This is a genomic window from Sphingobium trunci (assembly GCF_022664535.1).
Classification (GTDB): domain Bacteria; phylum Pseudomonadota; class Alphaproteobacteria; order Sphingomonadales; family Sphingomonadaceae; genus Sphingobium.
Genome location: NZ_JAKUJY010000032.1, coordinates 1 through 23,067, shown reverse-complemented (window position 1 = coordinate 23,067; position 23,067 = coordinate 1). Strand labels below are relative to the sequence as shown.

The following is a 23,067-nucleotide window of genomic DNA, read 5'->3' as shown; positions in this document are numbered from 1 at the left end:
GAATGACTGCAATTTCGAAGATACGCGCCAATTACGACCAGCTGTTCATCGACGGCCGGTTCGTCGCGTCGTCGCTGGGCACCGAGCCGGTGCTCAACCCTGCGACCGGCGAGAATTTCGGCGTGGCGCCCCTGGGCGGCAAGGAAGAGGCGCTGGCGGCGCTGGCCGCCGCCCGCCGCGCCTTCGATGAGGAACCGTGGCCGCAGACCGACCGCAACGTGCGCGCCGACGCCATGCAGCGCCTGCTCGACAAGGTGCGCGAGCGCAAGGAAGAGGCGCTAACGCTGATGATGCTCGAAATGGGCTACACGGCGTTGCAGGCCGAATTTCAATATGGCCTGTGCGATGTGCAGTTCGCCAAGGCGATCGAGGTCGCGCGCAAGGACCCGACCAAGACCCTGCCCTTCATCGTCACGCCGCGTCCGGACGGCACCAACGCGATGGGCGGCGCGCTGGTCACGCGCGATCCCATCGGCGTCGTTCTGGCGATCACGCCCTATAATGCCGGCTTCCTACTGACGCTGGTCAAGGCGGTTCCAGCGATGGCGGCCGGCAACAGCGTCATCGTGAAGCCCTCGCCCTTCACGCCGTTGCAGACGATGATGATCGCCGAAATGATCGCCGAACTCGACCTCCCGCCCGGCGTCTTCAACGTCGTCACCGGCGGCGCGGATGTCGGGGCGATCCTGGGGTCCGATCCGCGCGTCGACATGGTCAGCTTCACCGGGTCCGACAAGGTAGGGTCGCAGATCATGGTGCAAGGCGCCCCCACGCTCAAGAAATGCCATCTGGAACTGGGCGGCAAGTCGCCGCTCATCATCCGCCACGACGCCGACATGGAGCGCGCGGTGATGTCGGGTATCTTCGGCTTCGTCCATCAGGCCGGGCAGGGCTGTTCGATGACGACGCGCATGCTGGTCGACAATCGCGTGCGCGGCGACTTCGTGGCGGCGCTGTCCGATGCGGTCGGCGCGCTCAAGATCGGCGATCCGTTCGCGCAGGATACCTTCATGGGGCCGCTCATCCGTGAAACCGCGCGCGAACGCACCGCCGGTTTTTGCGAACGCGCGCTGGCGGAAGGCGCGACGCTCGTGCGCGGCGGCAAGCGGCCAGACGGGCTGGACAAGGGCTTCTTCTTCGAACCCACCATTTTCGACAATGTCGCCAACGAAAGCTATCTCGGCCAGAACGAGGTGTTCGGCCCGATCGCGGCGGTCGTGGGCTTCGACACCGATGAGGAAGCCGTGCGCCTCGCCAACCAGTCCGACTATGGCCTGGGCGGCGCGATCATCTCGCGTGATGCGGGCACGGCGCTCAAGATGGCGATGAAGGTGCGCACCGGCCAGATCAGCATCAACGGCGGCCCCGGCGGCTTCCATCCCGACACGCCCTTCGGCGGCTACAAGAAATCGGGCCTGGGCCGCGAATGGGGCGAGGAAGGCTTCAACGAATATACCGAGATCAAGGCGATCAGCTTCCCCGCCGGCAATTGAGGGCGGGGCCGATGACCATCACGGCGGATGACAGGGACATGGTGCGCGATCTGATCGCACGCCAGAAATTCCGTACCGACGACCGAGATCTGGACGGGGTGGCGCAATGCTGGGCCAGCGATGGCAGACTGGAACTGCATGTGCCGGGCAATCCGGCCATCCTGCGCGAAGGGCGAGACGCGATCCTTGCCTTCGTGAAGGACGGCTGGGCCCGGTCAAGCCATCGGCATGTGCATCTCGTCACCACGCTTCAACTCACGACGCGCGACGATGGCAGGATAGGAGTGGAAAGCTACTGCCTCTATCTGTCCGCGGACGATTTGCGTACGCAGGGCTATGGTCGCTACTCCGACATCTGCGTTCGGGAGGAGGGTCAATGGCGCATTCACGCGCGTACCGTTCGGACGCAATGGGCGAGCTGAAAGGAAAGGCCGGACGCAAAAGCCTTGCCATGACGCTCTTGCGCGATAGGAACTGGTCGCCATGACGGCTAAATCCCTTTGCCCGCCAGCAACGCCCACACCGCCCGATCGCCCATCATTGGAACCAGGCAACGCATCATCGCCACGCTTCCGCAAGGCTTCCCAGGTCATCGCCGACGCGCTACGCCATGAAATCAGTGCGGGCGTCATCGCCGATGGCGACCTGCTGCCTCCAGAAGGAGATCTGATCGAGCGGTTCGGCGTGTCCCGACCTACGCTACGCGAAGCCATTCGTATCTTGGAAACGGAAGGTTTGTTGACCACGACGCGCGGCGGCAACAAGGGGCATCGCATTCACCATCCCACCGCCTATCAGGCGGCACGGCAAGCCAGCCTCGCGCTCCGTCTGCGCGGAGCGACGATCATGGACGTGTTCGTCCTGGCGAGCATTCTTGTGCCGCCCGCCGTGAGAATGGTTGCGGAAATGAAGCCGCAACCGGACCTCGGCGAATTGCACCGGCTTTACGAGCTAATGGTCGAGCATCGCGACCATCCGCAGGAACTGGCACGCCTCATCCGTCGCTTCGACGTTGCCGTTTGTGCACTCTGCGGCAATGCGGCGATCAGCTTCGTCAGCCAGATGATGGCTGAAATCATCGAGTTGCAGATCGGTGAAATACCATCTGACCTCGCCGGACTGCCTCCGGAGAATATCGCGGAAATGGGACCTGCGCGAAAGCGGTTCGGCGACATGCTTGCCGCGCTGACCGCGGGCGACGGGGAAAAGGCGGAAGAATTGATGCAGCAGCGCCTGCGCGACATGATCCGATCCCACACGCGCCTCGTGACGAGGAATGCGCCTATCCAGCTTATCGAATGAATCGAGGGGCTGGGTAGCCGCAGCTTGCGGATATCGAACGACTCTACCGACGATGCAGTATGTCCATTATACCACCGCAATCAATCTCGAGTGTGGATCACTGCTCAGCCTAATCCCGAAAGGCAGCCAGCGTATCTTCCGAAACCGGCCGCATGAGTATGCCTTCCGCCGTGTCGAGCAGCGTTTCGTAGGCGGAAGGATCTGCCCAGAACTGCCGCCAGAACTGGGCGCGATGCTCGCTCGGCTCGCGTGTCTTGAGGAAGGTCCAGAGATATGGGATCAGGAAATAGAGCCGCTGTTGCAGAATTTTTTCCGGATAGCCGGGGATCAGTTTACGAAGATGCTCGATGCAGCGCAGATAGGCCTTGTCCCAGCGCCCCGGAACCGCTGTGTGCATCAGATCGCGGCGATGCAGCGTCAGGCTGATGAGCAGCGGAACGGCCGATTCCGTTCCGGGCCTTTCAGGATTGAGCAATTTCAGGATGGCGCGCACGGTGATCGGGGCGCCTGACTGTTCCAGTTCGTCCAGCAAGGCGCCCCGATAGGTATCGACATCGTTGAGAACCTCTTCCAGAATCTCCAGGATCAGATCGTCCTTGGAACGGAAATAATAGTTGACCGACCCTCCATTCTTCTGGCCCGCGGCATCGGCAATGTCGCGAATGGTGACCCTGTCCGGTCCATGTTCGGCAAACAGTTCCCGCGCGCGAAGCTTGATCCGCTCGCGCGTCTCATCGCCTTTCGATACGGGTTTGGTGCGGATCGCCAAAATATCAGTCCCCCCGAAAGTTAACCAGTCCTCATTCCGGCAATCGATATCCGTCGCGCGTCAGGATGCGGATCGGATCGGTGCCATCCCATGCCGAGCAGATCGCGGCATTGCGCTGATGGGCGGCCATCATTTCCGGCGTGAATTCTACCAGTTCCGTTATATGGCCGAAGTCCTTCTGGGTATCGAAATATTCCACCCTGAGCGGCCCCAGCATCTGCGCGACGGAAGGGTAGCCCATCGCCTCATAATGGCGCGCCGTCCGGTCGAAATCCGCGGTCATGGTGCAGAAATGATGGACGCCGTTGACCCCCTTGGGGAAAATTTCCCGATAGATGCTGTCGACCTCGGCAGTCTGCTGGATGAATTCCAGCTGCACCGGCCCCGCCTGCGAAACGGCGATCTGCATTTCCACCGGCACTTCCTTGCCGCGATAGCGCGCCTGATGGGTCCGCTTGGGCAGCACCAGAAAAGGGCCGACACCATAGACCTCCGTCCAGCGGCGGGCGGTAGCGAACAGGTCCTCCACCACCCAGGCGATCTGGAAGAACCGATAGTCGCCCTCCGGCCAGCCACCTTGATAGAAATGGCTGAACGGGACGGATGAACCTTCACCGGTCATGGAACACCTCCTCCTTCCGGACGTACATGCGCACCCCGGCGCGCATGTCCCACAGGTTCGGCATGTCGTCGCGGAACTTCTGCTGATAATCTTCCGCCGCCGAATAAGTGGCCTGCCCCGCCGCATCGAGCCATGACATTTCCGCCGCGCCATCGAGCGCGGTGTCGTCACCGTCATAGGTCGCGGGCAATCGATGCAGTTGCAGATAGCGCGCCAGCCCCGGCGCACCGAACACCATCGGACCATGAACGTCGCGCCAATGATGCTGATAGGCCTCGACCGACATGTCCTCCTTCCGCTTGTTGAAGAAGATGGCGGTGATGCCGTCGGGCGGGCAGTCATGCAGATGGCCGATGAAGCCATGTTCCCGGTTGGCCAATAGCGTCAGCCGTGCGTCCCGAAAGACAGGATGCGCCTTCAGCCAGCTACGGTCGCGGAGCCGGGCGTGGATAGCAAGCGCGGCGGCTTCATCATCCGTCCAATATTCCGCCACGCCGATATATGTGCGCGGACGGAACAGTGGCTGATCGCTGCGAAGGGCAAGCGCGCGGACATAATGGCGGGCGCCATGATCGCGAAGGCTGCGGAAGGGATCGTCCTCGCGCCAGTGCGCCTGGTTGGTCTCCAGCGATTCCTCGTTCGCCATTTCAATCAGCGCCAGGCATCGGAACCCGGCTTCTCCCTCCAGCTTCGGCGATTCTACCATATATCCTCTCCAGATATTTCCTGATTTTCAGTTCCAGACGCGCTCACCCGGTGCGGGGCCGGGAAGCGGCGGCCCCGCGATGCACTGCGCGATCCGCATCCAGTTTCGGGCAGTATCACCTTCGACACGCAGAGAATTGTCGGCGACGTTGCGCCGTTGCGTCGCCACCAACACGAAATCGACCGCCGATCCGCTGATCCGTTCGCTGGAGAGCGATTCCCAACGCCAAACCGCCCCGGACGGCGCGGTCAGTTCTAGATTGGGCATGACGCCAGCCTCCAGCCCCCTATTGGCGAAGCTGAAACGGAAGGTTCGCAGCGCGAATTCGACGATGTTGCGGATACGGTCGCCCTCCCGGCGGCGCTCCCGGAACAGATCGAAGACATCCTGACCATAGCCCCACACTTCCATTTGCCGCGCGCCGATCAGCGTCGACAGCTTCATCGGCCGTCCGAACCATGTGAGGGAGCGGGCGCCGTCCTGACCGGAAAGGGCGTCGGTCAAAGCCTCAAATCCCTCGATCCAGCGGCCGACGAGCGCGCGGGGAGCGAGATCGCCGATGACCTGCCGCTCATGCGCGTTGATTCGGGCAAAGATACCGAAGGTCCCGCTGTCGTCATCCACTGGCCGTGCGGTCGCGCGACCCATGGTGGCTACCGCCTCGGCGCACCGATCCGGATCGGTCACGGCCAGCGTCGCCAGCCAGTCGATGAAGATCAGGTGGAGAAGGACATCCTGCCCCCGCCAGCCATAAAAGGGCGTCTCCTCCGCCAGTTCTCTGTCGGTGCGTGGTTCGACCAACCGCCGAAGCTCCGCCACTTCGTCGCGCAGGTCGTTCAGCACATGTGTCGCTTCCGCTGTGCCAATAGCGCTCATGATCGGCGCTCCAACCGGAAAGCCTCACCATCCCTAACCACATGTCCGGCAGTGGGAGCGGAAAAATGGGTGCCGATCACCAGCGTCGCGCTGTCAGCCAGTTCTTCGGCCAGACGGCGGCGCGTGACCTCTGCCCCCCCCGGATCGCAATCGACGAACGCGCCCCAGTCCGGTCGGGCCAGTTGGACCGGATTATGCAGGGTATCCCCGGTAATGAGCGCCGCTTGACCGACGGATTCGATACGGACGCTGACATGCCCCGGCGTATGGCCGGGCGTCGGGATCAGGCGGACTTCGGCGCAGATGCGATGATCCGGCTCGACCAGATCGACGAGGCCCGCGTCGAACATGGGCTGTATGCTGTCGGCCAGAATCTGCTGGTTGTCGCCCTCGTCCTGACCGCGCCAATAGTCCAGTTCGCCGCGGCCGATCAGATAGCGGGCGCGGGGGAAAGTCGGCACCCAGCGGCCGCCCTCCAGCATGGTGTTCCAGCCGACATGATCGACATGCAGGTGGGTGCACAGCACGATATCGACATCGTCGCGGCCGAACCCCTGCGCCGTCATCCGCTCCAGCAGGTCTGTGGACAGCATATGCCCCATGCCGCCCACGCGATGCTTGTCATTGCCAACGCAGGTATCGACTACGATCCTGTGCTGCGGCGTCTTCACCAGCAGCACCTGGATGGTGAGGCGCACATGGAGGTCCGGCGTGACATAATCCGGCCTTGCCCATTCTATCGCCGCCAGTTCCTCAACCGTGGCTTTGGGGAAGAGAAGGTCGCAGGACAGCGCATGCTCCCCCTCTACCACGGCGCTGATGGTGACGTCTCCGACGCTCCAGCTCAACATGGGGTGGTTCCTTCAGCATCAAAGCGGCAGATATTCGCCGCCGGACAGGTCCAGACAGGCGCCCGTGACGATCGCGAAATAGTCGGACGCAAGGCCGATCACCGCCTTCGCGCAATCGCCATCCTCGGGAATGTCGCCGATCGGGATGGCGGCGGCGATCTCCGCCCGAATATCGGCAACGCTGCGTCCTTCGGCTGCTGCACGCGCTTCGAAACCCTGCTCCACCGTCGGTCCCCACATCCAGCCGGGAAAGACCGAGTTCAGCCTTATGCCATCTGCCCCAAGTTCCTTGGCCAACTGCGCGGTCGCCATGCGCAGCGCCGCCTTGGACACGGCATAGCCGCCCATCAGCGCATGGGGCAGGCGCGTCACCTTCGTATTCACATTGATGATCCGGCCACCGCCCTGCCGCTTCATGTGCGGCACGGCCTCCTGAATCAGGTTCATCGCGCCGAACAGGTTGACGTCCATCACCTCACGCCAGTCGTCCAGATCGGCTTCGGCGGAGAGCGTATAGGCGCCAGTGACATAGGCGCTGTTGATAAGCACATCGACACGGCCGAAGCGTTCCACCGTTTGTTCGACGAACCGCGCGCACTGGGCACGGTCGCGAACGTCGGTCGGCACCTTCAGCACCCGTTCAATGCCGTCGCGCGCCAGTTCCTCTTCCACCGCGTCCAGCTTGACCGGGGTGCGCGCGCCTATGGCGATGGCGGCCCCTTCGCGGGCGGCGAGCAGCGCCATCTCCTGCCCCAGGCCGGGGCCGATGCCGCTGACCATCACGACCTTGTCCTTCAGGATCATGCGCGCACGCCTTCGGCAAGGATGAAACGCTCCCGATAGGCCGCAAACTGCGCCTTCACACCCGCTTCGGTCAGGCCGAACTCCTCCAGCGTGTAATGATGCGCGGGTCGATCCTCCCGCTTGTTCGCATCGCGCCAGCTTTCCATTTCGGTCCATGCCGCCTCCGTCAGCGGCTGGCCGACAAAGGCGAATATCCGCTCCGCCACGCCGCGCGGATCGGCCACCGTGTCGCGATACTGAATGTCGAGGAAGCTCGCCGGATGCCGATCCCGGACATCCATCGCCCGGATCATGCTGGCCGCGAACATCGCGCTCCAGGCGTGGCCGATATCGATGCTGTCGTCCCGCGCCGTATTGGGGGCATGCAGCACGCGGATGAAGCTGCATATGGACGGGATGGTCTGCACCGGGTCGCGGTGGGTCTGGATGATCTGGGCACCGGGAAATTCCGCCAGCAGTTCTTCCAGCCCGTGCAGATGATCGGGCGTCTTGAGCAGCCAGCGCTGATGACCGGGCCAGCGGCCGCTGCGCTTGCGCTGCCATTGCAGCAGTTGGAGGTTCCGCTTGAGATAGGCATAGGCGGGACGCTTGTCGGCGTCACGGAACCAGTCATTATAGGTCGGGACCAGCGCGTTGGATTGCTCCCGCGTCGAGCGGAAGGAAACGCCGTACATGAAGATGCTCTCTTCGGGCGCATGCGCCTCGAAAGGATAGATGGAGGCAAGTTCCGGCATCGCCGCCATCATCGCCTTCACCGCCTGCTCAGCGGCGGGAATGCGGCGATCGTCTTCGGGATCGAAGTTCCAGTCCGGCGCGGGCGCGGGCTGGCTGACCTCATAGAAAAGCGGCGCGGCAAAGCCCTCTGCCGCTGACAGCATGCGATAGAGCAGCGTCGTTCCCGTGCGCGGCAGCCCGGCGATGACGAGAGGGGCGCGGATTTCCTCATCGGCGATCTCTGGATGCAGGCCGAACCATTGCTGGAGCTTCAGGCGCTCGATCAGGCCCGATATGGTCCGTTCGGCGGCAGCCTTCCGGCCATCGGCACTGAGCGGCGCTTCTTCGGTCAGCGATCGGCAGACGATCGCCAGCGGCTCCTCAAAGTCGGGGGCGCCGAAATCCGTCAGCCCGGTGCGGCGGGACGCCTCCGCTTTCAGCGCGGCGGGGTCAAGTTCGGGGGTCATGGTCATACTGATGCTCCGGCCAGTTGCGAGACGGCTTCCCGGCTCTGCCCGGCAACGTCGGAAAAGCGGCGCAGGCTGGTGAGGGGGTCAACATGTTCGACGGCCCGTATCCAGCGCATCGCGAAATGGCCGCACTCATGGCCCGCGGTATTCAGCCAGTTGGGATGGCCGGGATCCTGATGAGCGATCACCGCCGTCACCCCGCCATCCGCGTCCGCCAACGCGCTATGCTTGTTGAGATGGCTGCGCACATAGCGATAATCCATCGATTCCTGCCAATAATTGTCCACCTGAAGGTTCCATGTGTCGCAGGCGGGAATGCGCGGAATACGCACCACCAGCGCCTCGTCGGGCGCAAGCCGCCAGAAGGAACGATAGAAATAGATATTGGGATCACCCCCGGCCCGCAGGCATGCCTCCTGATCCGCCGGGGGAAGCGTGTTGGGATGGGCCTGATAGCCTTCGGTCCAGTCGGGAAACAGGGTCGCGCAATAGAGGGTGAAGTTGCGCGCGGCCTCCAACTGGGCGGATATCTTCTCGCGCGTCAGTGGCGGGGGGATGCGCGGCTCGCCCATGGCCTCGATATGGAGTTGCGCGGGAACCTCGGCCTGCCGGTCGAGATAGGTCTGGCGTACGGAGACGGAGCGGGTCTCGGCGTCGATGGCCAGCCAGTTCTCCCCCTTGCGCTCTGGCGAGAGGCATATTTCGAACGTGCCGTCCGGCCGCACCTGCAAGGTCGACGTGTCGATCTGCGCCACCTGATGCTGGCGTCCTTCGGCTCCGGGCTTGGCGGTGATGAAGCTCAGATAGTCGATGCTGCCCCGCACGCCGGTGATGCGATATTCGCGCGCCGGATTGATGAGCGCGCGCTGGTAGATGGTGTCGGGATTGTCGCACCCGAACTTCGTGACCTCGTCGACATAGCGGGCCAGGACAGGAAAGTCGGGATCGGCGAACTCCACCGCGCTCGACAGGCCAAGGCGCACCAGCCGCGAGAGATGACGTAACCCCTCCGCCTGCGTCACTTCATCGGTCGGGGAGGAGGCGCGGAACAACGCCTCGCCCGCGCTCTTAAGGGAATCGAGATAGGCGTTCCATGCCGCCTGCATGCCCGCATTATCCATGCTGTTTCTCCGCCTTCCTGATCCAGCCGGACAGGCGGTCATGGGTTTCGGCGCCCAGCACCTCGACCAGCATGCCGCCCGGCAGATGGAAATATCCGCTGGCCGATCCATCCTTGCCCAGCACTCGCCGGGCGCCCGCCCCTTCCAGCGTCGCGATCAACGTCAGCGGTTCTTCCGACCAATAGCAGAGATGGTGCACGCCAACGGTGGGGCTGGCCCATGGGCTGTCCGGCACAGCCTGGATCAGTTCCACATGCGGCGGCCCCTGCACCGAATGAGCGATGCGCATCTCCACTTCGCGCTCTTCGCCGAAGATACAGAGTTCCATCCGCGCCGCGCGACCGCCCTGCCAGGTCACGCCGAGAGTAAGGTTCATCTCCGCCATGGCGGCGTCGATGTCCTCGCAGACCACGCCTACATGGAAAAGCTGGGCTGGATGCAGTGCCGGGATCATCCCCCCTCCCCTACGGCCGAAGCGCCATGCCGCCATTGACGGCAAGGGTCTGGCCCGTGACATAGCTCGACGCATCCGACGCCAGGAACAGCACCGGCCAGGCGATCTCCTCCGGCAGGCCGGGGCGTCCCATCGGGTTTCCAGCGCCGCTGACATCAGGGTCCAGACCCATCCGCTCCATGGCCCGGATATAGCCTTCGGACTTGATCGTCCCCACCGCGATGCAGTTCACGCGGATGCCGAACGGCGCAAGGTCGACCGCCATCACGGAGGTCATGTTGTTCACGCCCGCCTTGGCCACGCCATAGGGCGCCGAGTGCGGCACCGCACGCAGGCTGGCCATGGACGAGATGTTGATGATCGAGCCACCAGTTCCGCGCATATGCCGTGCGGCGGCGAGCGAGAGCACCCAGACGCTGGTCAGGTTGAGCGCGATCATGTCGTGGAAGTCGGCAAGCGTCCAGGCATCCAGCGACTTGGCGCGACTGCCCCCCGCGTTGTTCAGCAGAATGTCGATCCGCCCAAATTCCTCCATCGTCCGGGCGACCAGCGCTTCGCAGGCATCGCTGTCCTTGACGTCGGTGGGAATGACCGACGCGCGCCGTCCGAGCGCGCGGACCTGCCCAGCCGACTCATCCAACGGACCTTCCTTGCGGCCCGCAAGCACGATATCGGCACCCTGCTGCGCGAGAAGCACAGCGCTGGCCCGGCCTATGCCGGTGCCGCTGCCGGTGATGATCGCCACCTTGCCGGTCAAATCCATCTTCTGTCCGCTCATGCCCCTGCTCCAGATTCCGCGGTGAAAATGGCATGGATTTCACTCATGTCCTCGGCAGACAGGCGCCACCCGGCCGCCTTTGCATTGCCGCCGACCTGATCGGCGCTCGTCGCCCCGGCAATGACGGACGCGACCGGCCGATGCGCGAGCAGCCAGGCGAAAGCGAGGTCCAGCATCGTGCGGTTACGATCCCGCGCGAAGGTGGAGAGCCGCTCCACCAGATCGAAATTATCATCGGTCAGGGATTTGGCGCCGCGCCTGCCACTGAGGCGCGAACCTTCGGGCGGCGGCGCTCCACGCACATATTTGCCGGTCAGAAGGCCGGAGGCGAGCGGGAAAAATGGCAGCAAGCCAAGCTGAAAATGCTCGCAGGTGGGCAGAACCTCTCGCTCCACCCCACGGTTCAGCATCGAAAATTCATTCTGCACCGATATGAAGCGATTGATGACCAGTTCGCGCGCGATCCAGTTGGCATCGGCGATCTGCCAACCTGAGAAGTTGGAACAGCCGATATAGCGAACCTTGCCCTGACGGATGAGATCGTCGAGTGCGCGCAGCGTTTCTTCTACCGGCGTCGCCAGGTCGGGCATGTGAAGCTGGTAAAGATCGATATAATCGGTTTGCAGGCGCGTCAGGCTGTCCTCGACGGCCTGCATGATCCAGCGCCGTGATGCACCCTTGCGATGCTCCCCATCCCATGCGGAAAGACCGAATTTCGTGGCGATCACCACGTCATGCCGGCACTTCGCCAGCGCCTTTCCCAAAAAGCTTTCCGACCGGGTGTAGCCATAGACGTCCGCAGTGTCGAACAGGGTGATGCCTGCGTCGATGGCAGCGTTGACGACGACCTGTGTCTGTTGCTCGTCCAGCTTTGCGCCAAAATTATTGCAGCCCAGCCCGATTTCGCTGACCCGGAGTCCGGAATCTCCTAAATTGCGAAACTCCATGTGGTCCTCTCACGCCTAGCTCAACTGGGTCTCGAAGGCGGAGATCGCATCAGAAGTCGATATCGTCAATCAATATTTTATACATTGTATAAATTGAGGTGGCGGATTTGCCTAATCGCACTTGGGAGCAGTTTGGGAAACGCTCGCCATGTCTGCGACAAGGATGGAACAGGACGTGAGACATTTGCGCGAGCGCTTCCATAATATGATCCGCTCCACTCGCATCTCGTGATGGAGAATTTGCCGATCGGATCAATCGAGACGGGGAGGGTAGCCGCGGTTTGTGGACATCAAGCAAATCTACTGTTGACGTAGTATGTCTATTTATACAGTAGTAATAGGAGATTTCGCGGTGCAATGTTCGATCGGGCGTAATCCATGCCTGCCCATTTTCTCCGCAAGTCCATACTGCTGAGGCGACGGCGCTAGGCCAATCTTCGATTCCAATAAAACGGGACATCTGCGAGGCGCAGGCTTTTGCGGGACACGTCATATCGTTTCTTCAACGAAACGAAATTTTGATCCGTCTCACGGGGCGGAAAAAGGCGCCTCTATGCCACCCGGTCGAGAGGGGAATATCATCGTGCGAAAACGGAACCGGCATGGAACGGGGCGGCGTCGCATTGGGATCTGGGTCGCAAGGGCGACATTCGTCGGTCTCGCAGGACCAGTCGCGACGATTCCTGTCCGCGCTGCGGAGCAATCGTCCGCGCTGGACGCCGTCGATGGGGACGCCATAGTGGTGATGGCGCGGCGGCGGGAGGAGCGGGCTCAGGATGTGCCGATCGCCATCAGCGTGTTTGGCGGGGCGGCGCTCGACCGGAAGAACATCTACACGCTGGACCAGTTGAAGCGGCAGGCGCCCAGCCTCCAGATCATCGGTACCAATCCGCGCAACACCAATATCAACATCCGCGGGCTGGGGGCCAATGTCGGGCTTCAGAATGACGGCCTCGAAAACGGCGTCGGCGTTTACATCGACGACGTCTATTACGCCCGCACCGGCCAGGCCGTGTTCGACCTGGTCGACCTTGACCGGATCGAGCTGCTGCGCGGACCGCAAGGCACGCTGTTCGGCAAGAACACGACGGGCGGCGCGATCAGCATCTACACGAAGGCGCCCTCCTCCTTCAAGCCGGAACTGCGGGCCGACGCATCGGTCGGCAGCTTCGGCTACTACCAGCTTCGCGACGTGGCGAACCTGCCGCTGGTGGACGATCAACTGGCAGTACGCCTGGCAATGACGCAGACCGCGCACAATGGCTGGGTTCGCAACCAGACGCTCGGCGGCCGGCGCATCAATGATTATAACAGCGTCACCGTGCGGGGACAGATCTTCGCGCGCTTTGGCGAAGCCACCACCTTGCGCGTCATCGGCGACTATGCAGACCAGCATGAGGACGGATTTGCGGCTGTGGGCGTGGAACTGGTCAACCAGTATCGGGCCGACGGCACCCTTCGCCCGAACAGCTATCTCGACCGGGTGAGCCGTTTCCCCGGCTTCAACGTGCCGCCCTTCGATCCTTCCGCCCGCAATGTCTATTTGAACCGGCTCGCCAGCGTGAAGATGACGCAGGCCGGCGGATCGGCGAAGCTGGAAAGCGATCTGGGGCCAGTTGCCCTCACCTCCATCACCGCCTATCGCACCTGGAACTGGAGTCCGCGCAACGACGCCGACGGCACCAGCCTCGACTTGCTGGCGGCGGCACAGAGTTCCAGCCGCCAGCGCCAGTTCACGCAGGAAGTACGACTGGCTTCGCAGGGTAAGAACAGTGTCGACTATGTGCTGGGCGGCTTCTACCTCCACCAGTCGCTCGACAGCGACAATCTGACCGCCTACGGGTCGGACGCGCCGGCCTTCCTCTTCGGCATCAGCCCCAGCGCCGCGACGAACGCGCTGCGCCGGATCGCCCTTGATGGATTCGGCGTGCGCGGCCTCTCCCGGCTCCGCCTCAAAAGCTATGCCGCGTTCGGACAGGCGACGTGGAACATCTCGCCTTCGCTCAACCTGACAGGCGGCCTGCGCTACACCAAGGAGACCAAGGACGGGACGTTCCAGCAGTCGATTGCCTCCGCCGCCAGCCTGGCTGGCCTCACCGGCGCGGAACAGGCCACGGTGCAGGCCCTGCGCGCTTCGTTCGGCACGGCACGGAGCTATGCCGCCTCCACGTCGGAGAGCAGGCTGTCCGGCTCACTGACGCTGGGGTACAAGCCCGCGCAGGACGTCCTGCTCTACGGCACGTTCGCCAGGGGCTTCAAGTCGGGCGGCCTCACGCTCACCAACGTCGCGCCGGGGACGCCGGTCGTGATCGATCCCGAAACCGTGACGCATTACGAGGTCGGCGTGAAGAGCGGTCCGGCGGACGGCCGCTGGACCCTGAACGTCGCGGGCTTCTGGACCATCGACGCCAATTATCAGGCGACGCAGTTCGACCCCGACCGGATCACCACCTATGTTTCCAACGTCGGCAAGGTGCGCGTGCGCGGCGTTGAAGTCGAAGGCCGTGTGAAGCCGCTCGCCAGGCTCGATCTGTACGCCTCGGGCACCTATCTCGATGCAACCTATCTGGATTTCGTGAATGCCCCCTGCCCGATCGAGCAATTCCCTGCGCCATCCTGCAATCTGAGCGGCCGGCCGCTGGCGGGAGCGCCCAAATGGGCGTTCGCTGCCGGCGGCGATTACCGCGCCGACATCGGCGGAGGGAAGGAAGCCTTTCTGGGCATCGACTACAGCTATCAGTCCGGCGCCTATAACCTGTCCAACGACGCTCCCTCGTCCTGGATCGCGGGCTATGGCCTCGTAAATGCGCGCGCAGGCATCCGCTTCGGCGAACGGATCGACCTATCGGTCTGGGCGCGCAATCTGTTCGACAAACAGTATCTCGTCACCCGGACCACCGCCGGGTTCAACACCGGCCTGATCCAGGGTCTGGTCGGCGAGCCCCGGTCCATCGGCGCTACGCTGCGCCTGACGCTCTGATTCAATAAAAGCCAAGGAGAGACGCGATGAACACGCTCAGATACGCAGCCGCTGCGCTGCTCATGTCGACCGGCCTCACATCCGCCGGCATCGCCGCCGGCAGCAAGGCGGAGGCGGCCTCCGTCCTCGGCACGCCCGGCCAGATCGCGGCCGAACGGATCGCCGTGAGGCTGCTCGCCGACCCGGAAATCAAGGCGATCCAGGCGGCGGTCCGCGCGGAACTGGCGGCCACGCCGGTCGGACAGACACCGGAAGGCGCGGCGCGGCTGGACCACGCCATCGAACAATGGACCAGTTCCTTCATCATCAAGGAGATCGCCGGCGATCCGGGCGCCCCCCAGATTCTGTGGTACGACGACAATACACCGCATGACTGGCACGGCCATAGCATCGGCATGGCGGTCGCGGGCGACAATCCCGATCATATCTACCGCATTACGACCATCGACGGGTCCGGCCGCTACGAGATCAACGGGCAGGTGGACCAGGCGCACCGGCCCGCGCAGTTCAGTTTCGAAAGCGTCCGCACCAATGCCGCCCTGCGCCAGAACAAGAGCAGCGCGGACATGGGATCGCAGATCCGGATGCTGACGGACCAGGGCGTGCAGGTCGCGCCCGACGGCAGCTTCCGCCTGACCGTTGGCGGGCCAGACGACGGGTCCAACCATCTGAGGACGGAGCCGGGCCGGATCGGCATATCGGTCCGCGACGTCCTGTCCGACTGGACGCAGAAGCCCAACCGGCTGACCATCCGCCGCCTCGACAAGCCCGAAACGGCTCCGCGCGACGCGGCGACGCTGCGGCGGGACATCCTCGCCGGCCTACCGGCCTATCTGCGGTTCTGGGCGCATTTCAAGGACAACTGGTTCGGCGGCATGCAGGCCAATGTGCCTGTCGGTCCAGTGCCGCGCGACGGCAACTGGGGCTATCTCGCCGCCGCCCGCTATGTCCTGGCCCCCGGCGAGGCGGTGGTCATCAGGACAAGTCGGGGCGGCGCACGCTATACCGGCATCCAGGCGGTAGACGCCTGGATGATCGCGCCCGACAGCCGCGAGCATCAGGCCAGCGTCAACCTGTCGCAAGCGAAGGCGGACCCGGACGGCGGCTATACCTATGTGCTGTCGCCGACCGATCCGGGCGTACCCAACTGGGTCGACACCGGCGGCCTGCATCAGGGCTATGTCCAGTTGCGCTGGCAGGGTTTCGATAGCGCGGGCACAGGCGATGGTCTGCTACGCGGCTACAAGGTCGTGAAGCTGAACCAACTGAAGGCGGAAATCGCGCCGGACACGCCGCCCGTGTCCCCGGCGCAGCGGGCGGCGGACATCCAGGCGCGCGCCCGCGCCTATCGCAACCGGCTCGATTGAGGATCGGAGGAAAGGATGTCCAGCGCCCCTTCGCCCACCCGGCTGCTCGCGCGGCTCGCCGGCCTCGCCCTCGGTTCGATCCTGATAGGGCCCGCCGCCTCGGCCGCTCCGGGGAAAGACGGCCGACCCAACATCATCGTCATCGTGACCGATGACCTTGCCTATTCCGATCTCGGCGCGTTCGGCGGCGAGATCGGCACGCCCAACCTGGACGCGCTGGCTACCTCGGGCGCCCGCTTCACCAATTTCCAGGTATCGCCCACCTGCTCGCCCACCCGCTCGATGCTGCTGACCGGCAACGACAACCATGTCGCGGGCGTCGGCAACATGGCCGAATTGCTGACCGACAACCAGCGTGGCAAGCCGGGCTATGAGGGCGTGCTGAACCAGCGTGTCGCAACCGTCGCCGAACGGCTGCGCGACGCGGGCTACCACACGCTGCTGTCGGGCAAATGGCATCTGGGCGCAAAGCCGGGCCAGTGGCCCGCCGATCGCGGGTTCGAACGCTCCTTCGCCCTGCTGGGCGGCGGCGACAATCATTTCGGGCGCAAGGGTGGATTCCATTCGGGCGGCGCCTATGTCGAGGACCGCAAGCCACTCACCTATCCGGAGGGAGCCTATTCGACCGATTATTTCACCGACAATTTCCTCACCCTCCTCGACGAGGCGAAGGCGGACAGCCGCCCCTTCTTCGGCTATCTCGCCTATACCGCGCCCCATTGGCCGCTGCAGGCACCGGACAGACTGATCGCCCGGTACAAGGGCCGATATGCCGAAGGCTATGAGGTGCTGCGCCAGCGCCGGTTCGACCGTCAGAAAGCGCTCGGCCTGATCGGCGACGTGTCGCTCGGCCCTCTGTACGGCATCAAGCCTTGGGCCGACCTCACACCCCAGGAACAGGCGATCGAGGCGCGCAAGATGGAAGTCTACGCCGCGATGATCCGCAGCATAGACGACAATGTCGGTCGGATCGTCGCGCAATTGAAACGCAACGGACAGTTTCGCAACACCATAATCCTCTTCACCTCGGACAACGGAGCGGCGGGAAGTGCCTATGACCGTGTGGGCACCTTCGACGACGGCTTCTCGAAGATGGTCGCCGACAATTATGACAATAGCCTCGACAATATCGGCCACGCCAATTCGCTGATCTGGTACGGACCGGGTTGGGGCCAGGCGGGGACATCGCCCTATCTGCTGTTCAAGATATTTTCCGCGCAGGGCGGAATCCGGGCGCCGCTGTTCGCGACGGGACCGGGCATCCGCAGGGGACTTGTGGACGGCGGCCTAGCCCACGCGACGGACGTGGCCGCCACCGCCCTCGACTTCGCGAGGCAGCCTGCGGACGGACACGGCCTCGGTCCGCGGGGACGGGCGCTGGTGGAGGGCGTGTCGTGGAAATCCGCACTCGCGGGCGACAAGACGCCACTGCGCGGGCCGGACACGCCGGTAGGTGGCGAACTGTTCGGTGGTCGCAACATCACCAAGGGCGATTACAAGGCGCTGTGGCTGAACGACATGGCCCGCAATATCGATGACCGCCTGCCCACCGGCCGTTGGCTGCTGTTCAATATCCGCACCGATCCCGGCGAAACCAGCGATCTGGCCGAGCGAGAGCCGCAGAAGCTGGCGGAACTGGTGACGGACTGGGACGCCTATGCTCGGCGCGTCGGCGTGATCCTGCCGCAGGGCAATGCGGTCGGACGGATCGACACCGGCCATCGCGGAACGGACCGGAAATGACGCGGCGACCGGCCGCGCTGTTGCTGGCTCTTGCGCTAGGCACCGCCGTCTATGCGGCGGCGCCCGCCGACGGATCATGGGTAGGGGAGCCGGTCCGGCAATGCGCCACCTCTACCCGCTGGGTGCATGTGCCTGCCGGAACGGTGCTGATGGGCGAGGATGGCCCCGGTCGACCAGGCAAGCCCGTCCACGTCCCGGAGTTCTGGATCGGCGATCATGAAGTCACGAATGGCGAGTTCGCCCGCTTCATCGCCGCCACTGGCTATGTGACGCAGGCAGAGCGGGAGGGTGGATCGGCACTATTCTCGCCGCCGTTGTCGGGCCAGGACATCGGCGGGCCGATATCGTGGTGGCGATTCGCCAGGGGCGCGGACTGGCAGCATCCACAAGGGCCGGGCAGCGATATCACCGGTCGATCCTGGCTGCCCGTGGTTCACGTCACCTTCGAAGATGCACGTGCCTTCGCCGCATGGCAGGCATCGGAACTGCCGGACGCGGTGCAATGGGAACGCGCGGCCAGGGCCGACCAGACCGGGCCGCGCGATCCGCTCGACTGGGCTTATGACCGCGCGTCTGGCTCGGCGCCGATCGCCAACACCTGGCAGGGCGTGTTCCCGGCGGTCGATACCGGACAGGATCATTTCCGCGGGATTGCGCCAGTGGGCTGTTTCCCACCCAATAATCTGGGTATCCACGATATGATCGGCAACGTCTGGGAATGGACGACGAGCAGCGCGGGTTCGGATGATGGAATAAGACGCCTGCTCAAGGGCGGCTCCTACTTGTGTGCGCTTAACTATTGCGCCAACTTCCGGGCGGCCGCCTTCCAGGCTCAGGACCATGACCTCGGCGCGTCCCATATCGGGTTCAGAACGATCCGTACGACGAGACCAGGCAATGCCTCACCCGAGAACCCTAGCTGACGTCGTTCAGGCGCAACTCGGAATGCCGCATTTCCAGCGAACGCCTGACCCCGTCCTTCCACCGCACCTTGAGCGATCCGGTGATGGACCGGCGCTTCGCCGGATCAGGCATGCAGTTGGGAAAGGCGAATTCCGGCTTGCGGATGAAGTTCGGCCGCCGGCCGATCAGCTCGCCCGCATATTCGAACAATTCCTGCCAATCGACCATCTCGTCGCCGCTCCAGTTGACGATGCCGGCCGGGACCGACGCGATGCCCAGCGACGGTTCCACGATGTCGCAAATATCATCCTCGTGGATCGGACCGATGACCAGAGGCCCCTCCGGCGGCAGATAGGCCTCGCCCGTCTCCACGAAAATATCGAGGAACCGGTCGATCAGGCCGCCGCTCTCATGCCCGCCACCATATTGCACATTCTGGCGGCAGATGACCGTGGGCAGTTCCAGGATGAGGCAAGCGGCGCGCACCGCCCCCTCCCCCGCCAGCTTGGTGGGCGCATAATGGCCGCCATAGAAGCCGCCCAGATCCGCATCCTCCGCATAAAGATGATGCGGGTCGTCATGCTGCCGGTAGATCCCGGTGGCCGAAACATGCAGGAAGGCTTTCGCGTCACGGCAATGCTTCATCAGCCGCGCGGCGCCATCGCTATTGTCGACCATGCCATCTTCCGAGGTCGGCGGCATCACATCGGCGGCGATGTGCAGCACATAGTCGAAATCGGTCGGCACTTGGTCGAGCGAGCCGCGCGCGAAATCGCCCTGCACAGGAATGACGCCCAGTGCCCGCGCTTCGTCCTTCGACCCCGTGCGGCCGTAGCGGGCCAGCCCCCACATCTCGCAGGAGGAAGCGAAGCGGGTCGCGATCGCTTGTCCGATCCGCCCCGTCAGCCCGGTGATGAGGACTTTCTTGCCTTCGATCGTGGTCATGGTTCGTCTCAGGCCTCGACGTTGAGTTTCAGATGCGGGTGGCGGATTTCGAGGGAACGGCGCACCCCCTGTTGCCAGCTTACCTTCGCGGGGCCACCGATCGATTGCCGCTTCGCCGGATCGGGCACGCAATTGGGAAAGGTGAAGTCCGGGTTGCGGATGAAGTTCGGCTTCTTCCCGATCAGCTCGCCCGCATATTCGAACAATTCATGCCATTCGACCGCTTCGTCCCCGCACCAGTTGACGATGCTGGCGGGGACCGATGCCATGCCGAGCGAGGGTTCGATGATATCGCAGATATCGTCCTCATGGATGGCGCCGCAATAATTCACCTCTTCGGTCGGCGCGAGCACATTGCCCGATGTCACCAGTTCGTCGAGGAAACGGTCGATCAGGCCCCCATTCACATGCGGGCCGCCATATTGGACATTCTGGCGACAGATGACCGTCGGCAGGTCGAGGATGAAGCAGGCGGCGCGCACCGCCCCCTCGCCAGCCAGCTTGGTCGGCACATATTGCCCGCCGAAATAGCCGCCCAGATCGTCGTCCTCAGCATAGACATGGCGCGGGTCGGCATTCTGGCGATAGACGCCGGTGGTGGATACATGCAGGAACGCTTTGGCATTGCGGCAATGCTTCATCAGGCGCGCGGGACCGTCGCTATTGTCAATCATGCCCGCTTCGGCCGACTTGGGCGTGATGTCCGCAGCGATGTGCAGCACATAGTCGAAATCGGTCGGCACCTGGTCGAGCGAACCGCGTCCGAAATCGCCCTTGACGGGGATGACGCCCAGGCTCTTCGCCTCCTCCAGCGATCCTTCGCGTGTATAGCGGGCCAGCCCCCACATCTCGCAGACCGGCGCGAAACGCGTCGCCACGGCCTGACCGATGCGTCCGGTATGGCCCGTGATGAGAATTTTCTTTCCTTCCAGCATAGTCATTTCCTCTCAGCGCAGGTTCAGGCCGCCATCGACCGACACGGCCATGCCGGTGACGAAGGACGACATTTCGGAGGTGAGGAAGATCACCACATCGGCCTGTTCGCGCGGCTGACCCACGCGGCCCATCGGCAGGCCCGCGCCGAACGCTTCGAGCGAGCGCTCCAGCCCCTGCGTGCCCTGCATCAGCATCGGCGTGACCGTGGGTCCGGGCAACAGCGCGTTCACCCGGATGTTCTGCCCGGCAAAGTCGAGCGCCGCCGACCGGGTCAGCCCCACCACGCCACTCTTGGTCGCGATATAGGTGGCCATATGCGGCGAGGGATGGTTCGCCGCCTCCGACGCGGTATTGACGATGGCGCCGCCGCCGCTGGCGAGCATGGCCGGGATCTCATGCTTCATGCACAGCCACACGCTGGTCAGGTTGAGCGCGATGGTGCGGTCCCATTCGGCCTGGGTGCAATCGACGACATTGGTGAAGCCACCCGGCGTTCCGGCATTGTTGAACGCCGCGTCGAGTCGGCCGAAGCGATTCATCGTTCGCGCGACCATCGCCTCGACATCGGTGGAACTGGTCACATCGGTGCGGATGAAGAGCGCCTGCCCTCCGGCCGCCTCGATCATCCCGACCGTTTTCTGCCCTTCGTCCTCGTTGATGTCGGCAACCGTCACGCGCGCGCCTTCTGCGGCATAGCGCAGGGCGGTTTCGCGCCCGATTCCCGTCGCGCCGCCCGTGACAAGCGCGACCTTCCCTTCAAACAGCGGCATCCAGTCGATCCTTTCCTGTCCCGGCCTTTGCCGGGTTCGAGCCATCTGTCCTATCACTTGACTAACAAGTCAAGAAATCTATTGCTCAGGGAGAAAACAGGCAGGAGAGAGGGATGCCCTTCGATCGTCATTCCACCGCATTGGAGGTCGCGCGCGCCCATGATCTGAGCGGAAGGCTGACCATCGTCACCGGCGCAGGCTCAGGCCTTGGCATCGAAACCGCCCGCGCCCTTGCCGATGCCGGAGCGCAGTTGATCCTGGGGGTGCGCAATGCGGAGGCGGGACGCGGTGTCGCCGATGCCATCGCAGGCGAGACCGGACAGCCGGTCGAAACACTGGAGCTGAATCTGGCGGACCCGCGGTCGGTTCGCACCTTTGCCGCCGACGTGAACGCCCGCCATGAAGCGGTCCATCTGCTGGTGGCCAATGCCGGTGTGTCGAAGACGCCGGAGGCGCATCTGGAAAATGGTCTCGACGTGCGTTTCGCGACCAATCATCTCGGCCATTTCCTGCTCGCCAACCTGTTGCTCGACCGGCTGTCGGCGCAGGGTGCGCGGATCGTCATGCTGAGTTCGGCCGCACACAAGGGGAAGCGCATCGACTTCAGCGACCTGCAATGGCGGGCGCGCGAGCGGAACGACCTGGCCGCCTATGGCGAGTCGAAGACCGCCAACATCCTGTTCGCCATGGAAGCGACCCGGCAATGGAGCGGGCGCGGCATCTTCGCCAATGCCGTCTTGCCCGGATCGGTCCTGACCGGGTTGCAACGCTATCATGGGGAGGAACTGAAGCGGCAGATCGGCTTCATCCTGCCCGACGGCAAACCCAATCCCGTCATGAAGACGGTCGAACAGGGCGCGGCGACCACCTTGTGGGCCTGCTGCGCAGCCGAGTTGGAAGGGCGCGGCGGGCTGGTGCTGGAGGATTGCGCACTGGCCATCCCCACCGGGCCGGACACACATCCGTGGAACGGTTATGATCCCACGGTGATGGTGCCCGCCGACGCAGAGGAGCTGTGGCGCGTTTCGGAGCGGCTGGTGGCCTGACCCCTTATTTCTCCCAGCGATCCAGCGGCAGCGACCGCTCGGTCATGCCATAAGCACTCTCACCGTCCCAGCTATAGACCGCGTCGCCCTGCGCGAAGGGCAAGGGCGTGGGATGCGGCCCGCCACCATGGGTCCAGTCGCCGAACATCGGCGTCCCTTTGGCCAGGAAAGTGCTGTTGTGGGTGCGTCCGTCGATGCGGATGCGCTCGCCATCCTCCATTTCCAGCAGCAGGTCGTGGCGGCCATCATGCGGCTCGAACCGGGTCAGCCAGGGCGCCTCGATTACCTTGCCATAGCGCTTGGTCCGACCGTCGAAGGTGAAGGCCTCCGAATAGGCGGGCGTGCCGTCCTTGCGTGGCGGGAAAGCGAGGATGCCGAACGCCTTGCCGCTGGGAAACAGGGCGGACAGCCAGCAATGCCCGGGAAATTCCCCGACATCGCGCACGCCCGTGCGCCGGATGCGCAGGCCC

Annotated in this window: 22 protein-coding genes and 1 pseudogene; 8 read left to right on the top strand and 15 right to left on the bottom strand. The window is 63.8% G+C overall.

The window, feature by feature from the left end:
* The first annotated feature begins 2 nt into the window (after positions 1-2).
* The 3 genes from MJ601_RS19510 (at position 3) to MJ601_RS19500 (ending at position 2,795) form a co-directional block, all read left to right on the top strand.
* Positions 3-1,493, top strand: coding sequence for an aldehyde dehydrogenase family protein (locus tag MJ601_RS19510; protein WP_242129571.1), 1,491 nt, complete (start codon positions 3-5; stop codon positions 1,491-1,493).
* Between the two features lie 11 nt (positions 1,494-1,504).
* Entirely contained in the window at positions 1,505-1,915 is a 411-nt protein-coding gene (locus MJ601_RS19505; RefSeq protein WP_242129562.1) for a nuclear transport factor 2 family protein, read from the top strand.
* Between the two features lie 61 nt (positions 1,916-1,976).
* Positions 1,977-2,795 (top strand): FadR/GntR family transcriptional regulator, encoded by an 819-nt coding sequence (locus MJ601_RS19500; RefSeq protein WP_242129560.1) that lies wholly within the window; start codon positions 1,977-1,979, stop codon positions 2,793-2,795.
* A 109-nt stretch (positions 2,796-2,904) separates the two neighbouring features.
* On the opposite strand, the gene MJ601_RS19495 is transcribed toward MJ601_RS19500, so the two are convergent.
* The 11 genes from MJ601_RS19495 to MJ601_RS19445 are packed head-to-tail and all read right to left on the bottom strand — an operon-like array spanning position 2,905 to position 11,907.
* Complete coding sequence (locus MJ601_RS19495) at positions 2,905-3,564, bottom strand: TetR/AcrR family transcriptional regulator (protein ID WP_242129543.1); 660 nt, start codon at positions 3,562-3,564, stop codon at positions 2,905-2,907.
* A gap of 31 nt (positions 3,565-3,595) precedes the next feature.
* Positions 3,596-4,186 carry a VOC family protein gene (locus MJ601_RS19490; protein WP_242129541.1) on the bottom strand — a complete coding sequence of 197 codons (591 nt, stop codon included), beginning with the start codon at positions 4,184-4,186 and terminating at the stop codon, positions 3,596-3,598.
* Positions 4,176-4,892 carry an EthD domain-containing protein gene (locus MJ601_RS19485; RefSeq protein ID WP_242129539.1) on the bottom strand — a complete coding sequence of 239 codons (717 nt, stop codon included), beginning with the start codon at positions 4,890-4,892 and terminating at the stop codon, positions 4,176-4,178. The genes MJ601_RS19490 and MJ601_RS19485 overlap by 11 nt, the downstream gene beginning before the upstream one ends.
* Positions 4,893-4,919: 27 nt before the next feature.
* Positions 4,920-5,768: a maleylpyruvate isomerase family mycothiol-dependent enzyme gene (locus MJ601_RS19480; protein WP_242129537.1), complete on the bottom strand. Its 849-nt coding sequence runs from the start codon at positions 5,766-5,768 to the stop codon at positions 4,920-4,922.
* Positions 5,765-6,619, bottom strand: coding sequence for an MBL fold metallo-hydrolase (locus MJ601_RS19475; protein ID WP_242129535.1), 855 nt, complete (start codon positions 6,617-6,619; stop codon positions 5,765-5,767). The genes MJ601_RS19480 and MJ601_RS19475 overlap by 4 nt, the downstream gene beginning before the upstream one ends.
* An 18-nt stretch (positions 6,620-6,637) precedes the next feature.
* A complete protein-coding gene (locus MJ601_RS19470) occupies positions 6,638-7,423 on the bottom strand; it encodes an SDR family NAD(P)-dependent oxidoreductase (RefSeq protein ID WP_242129532.1) in 786 nt (261 codons plus the stop codon).
* Positions 7,420-8,610, bottom strand: coding sequence for a sulfotransferase family protein (locus MJ601_RS19465; RefSeq protein ID WP_242129522.1), 1,191 nt, complete (start codon positions 8,608-8,610; stop codon positions 7,420-7,422). The genes MJ601_RS19470 and MJ601_RS19465 overlap by 4 nt, the downstream gene beginning before the upstream one ends.
* A complete protein-coding gene (locus MJ601_RS19460) occupies positions 8,607-9,728 on the bottom strand; it encodes a DUF1214 domain-containing protein (RefSeq protein ID WP_242129511.1) in 1,122 nt (373 codons plus the stop codon). The genes MJ601_RS19465 and MJ601_RS19460 overlap by 4 nt, the downstream gene beginning before the upstream one ends.
* Positions 9,721-10,182, bottom strand: a complete 462-nt coding sequence (locus MJ601_RS19455) for a VOC family protein (protein ID WP_242129509.1) — start codon at positions 10,180-10,182, stop codon at positions 9,721-9,723. The genes MJ601_RS19460 and MJ601_RS19455 overlap by 8 nt, the downstream gene beginning before the upstream one ends.
* A gap of 10 nt (positions 10,183-10,192) precedes the next feature.
* On the bottom strand, positions 10,193-10,960 hold the full coding sequence (locus MJ601_RS19450; protein WP_242129507.1) for an SDR family NAD(P)-dependent oxidoreductase: 768 nt from the start codon (positions 10,958-10,960) through the stop codon (positions 10,193-10,195).
* The gene (locus tag MJ601_RS19445) at positions 10,957-11,907 is read right to left on the bottom strand and encodes an aldo/keto reductase (protein WP_242129505.1); all 951 of its coding nucleotides are present in this window, start codon (positions 11,905-11,907) and stop codon (positions 10,957-10,959) included. The genes MJ601_RS19450 and MJ601_RS19445 overlap by 4 nt, the downstream gene beginning before the upstream one ends.
* Before the next feature lie 583 nt (positions 11,908-12,490).
* Here MJ601_RS19445 and MJ601_RS19440 point away from each other — a divergent pair.
* The 4 genes from MJ601_RS19440 to MJ601_RS19425 are packed head-to-tail and all read left to right on the top strand — an operon-like array spanning position 12,491 to position 18,920.
* Positions 12,491-14,887, top strand: a complete 2,397-nt coding sequence (locus tag MJ601_RS19440; protein ID WP_242129503.1) for a TonB-dependent receptor — start codon at positions 12,491-12,493, stop codon at positions 14,885-14,887.
* Positions 14,888-14,913: 26 nt separating this feature from the next.
* Positions 14,914-16,254 (top strand): hypothetical protein, encoded by a 1,341-nt coding sequence (locus MJ601_RS19435; RefSeq protein ID WP_242129501.1) that lies wholly within the window; start codon positions 14,914-14,916, stop codon positions 16,252-16,254.
* A gap of 15 nt (positions 16,255-16,269) precedes the next feature.
* On the top strand, positions 16,270-17,997 hold the full coding sequence (locus MJ601_RS19430; protein ID WP_242129499.1) for an arylsulfatase: 1,728 nt from the start codon (positions 16,270-16,272) through the stop codon (positions 17,995-17,997).
* Entirely contained in the window at positions 17,994-18,920 is a 927-nt protein-coding gene (locus MJ601_RS19425; protein ID WP_242129497.1) for an SUMF1/EgtB/PvdO family nonheme iron enzyme, read from the top strand. Before MJ601_RS19430 ends, MJ601_RS19425 begins: the two co-directional genes overlap by 4 nt.
* Here the strand turns inward: MJ601_RS19425 and MJ601_RS19420 are convergent.
* From MJ601_RS19420 to MJ601_RS19410, 3 genes are read right to left on the bottom strand one after another with little or no spacing between them, the layout of a single operon-like run.
* Positions 18,913-19,845 carry an NAD-dependent epimerase/dehydratase family protein gene (locus MJ601_RS19420; protein WP_242129495.1) on the bottom strand — a complete coding sequence of 311 codons (933 nt, stop codon included), beginning with the start codon at positions 19,843-19,845 and terminating at the stop codon, positions 18,913-18,915. The two genes, MJ601_RS19425 and MJ601_RS19420, sit on opposite strands and share 8 nt — an antisense overlap.
* A gap of 8 nt (positions 19,846-19,853) precedes the next feature.
* Entirely contained in the window at positions 19,854-20,780 is a 927-nt protein-coding gene (locus MJ601_RS19415; protein ID WP_242129493.1) for an NAD-dependent epimerase/dehydratase family protein, read from the bottom strand.
* A gap of 12 nt (positions 20,781-20,792) precedes the next feature.
* Positions 20,793-21,551: a glucose 1-dehydrogenase gene (locus tag MJ601_RS19410; RefSeq protein ID WP_242129491.1), complete on the bottom strand. Its 759-nt coding sequence runs from the start codon at positions 21,549-21,551 to the stop codon at positions 20,793-20,795.
* Between the two features lie 113 nt (positions 21,552-21,664).
* Between MJ601_RS19410 and MJ601_RS19405 the strand changes: the two genes are divergently transcribed.
* Positions 21,665-22,597 (top strand): SDR family NAD(P)-dependent oxidoreductase, encoded by a 933-nt coding sequence (locus tag MJ601_RS19405; protein ID WP_242129489.1) that lies wholly within the window; start codon positions 21,665-21,667, stop codon positions 22,595-22,597.
* A 4-nt stretch (positions 22,598-22,601) separates the two neighbouring features.
* Here the strand turns inward: MJ601_RS19405 and MJ601_RS19400 are convergent.
* Positions 22,602-23,067 (bottom strand): annotated as a pseudogene (locus MJ601_RS19400) (hypothetical protein); the annotation flags it as partial.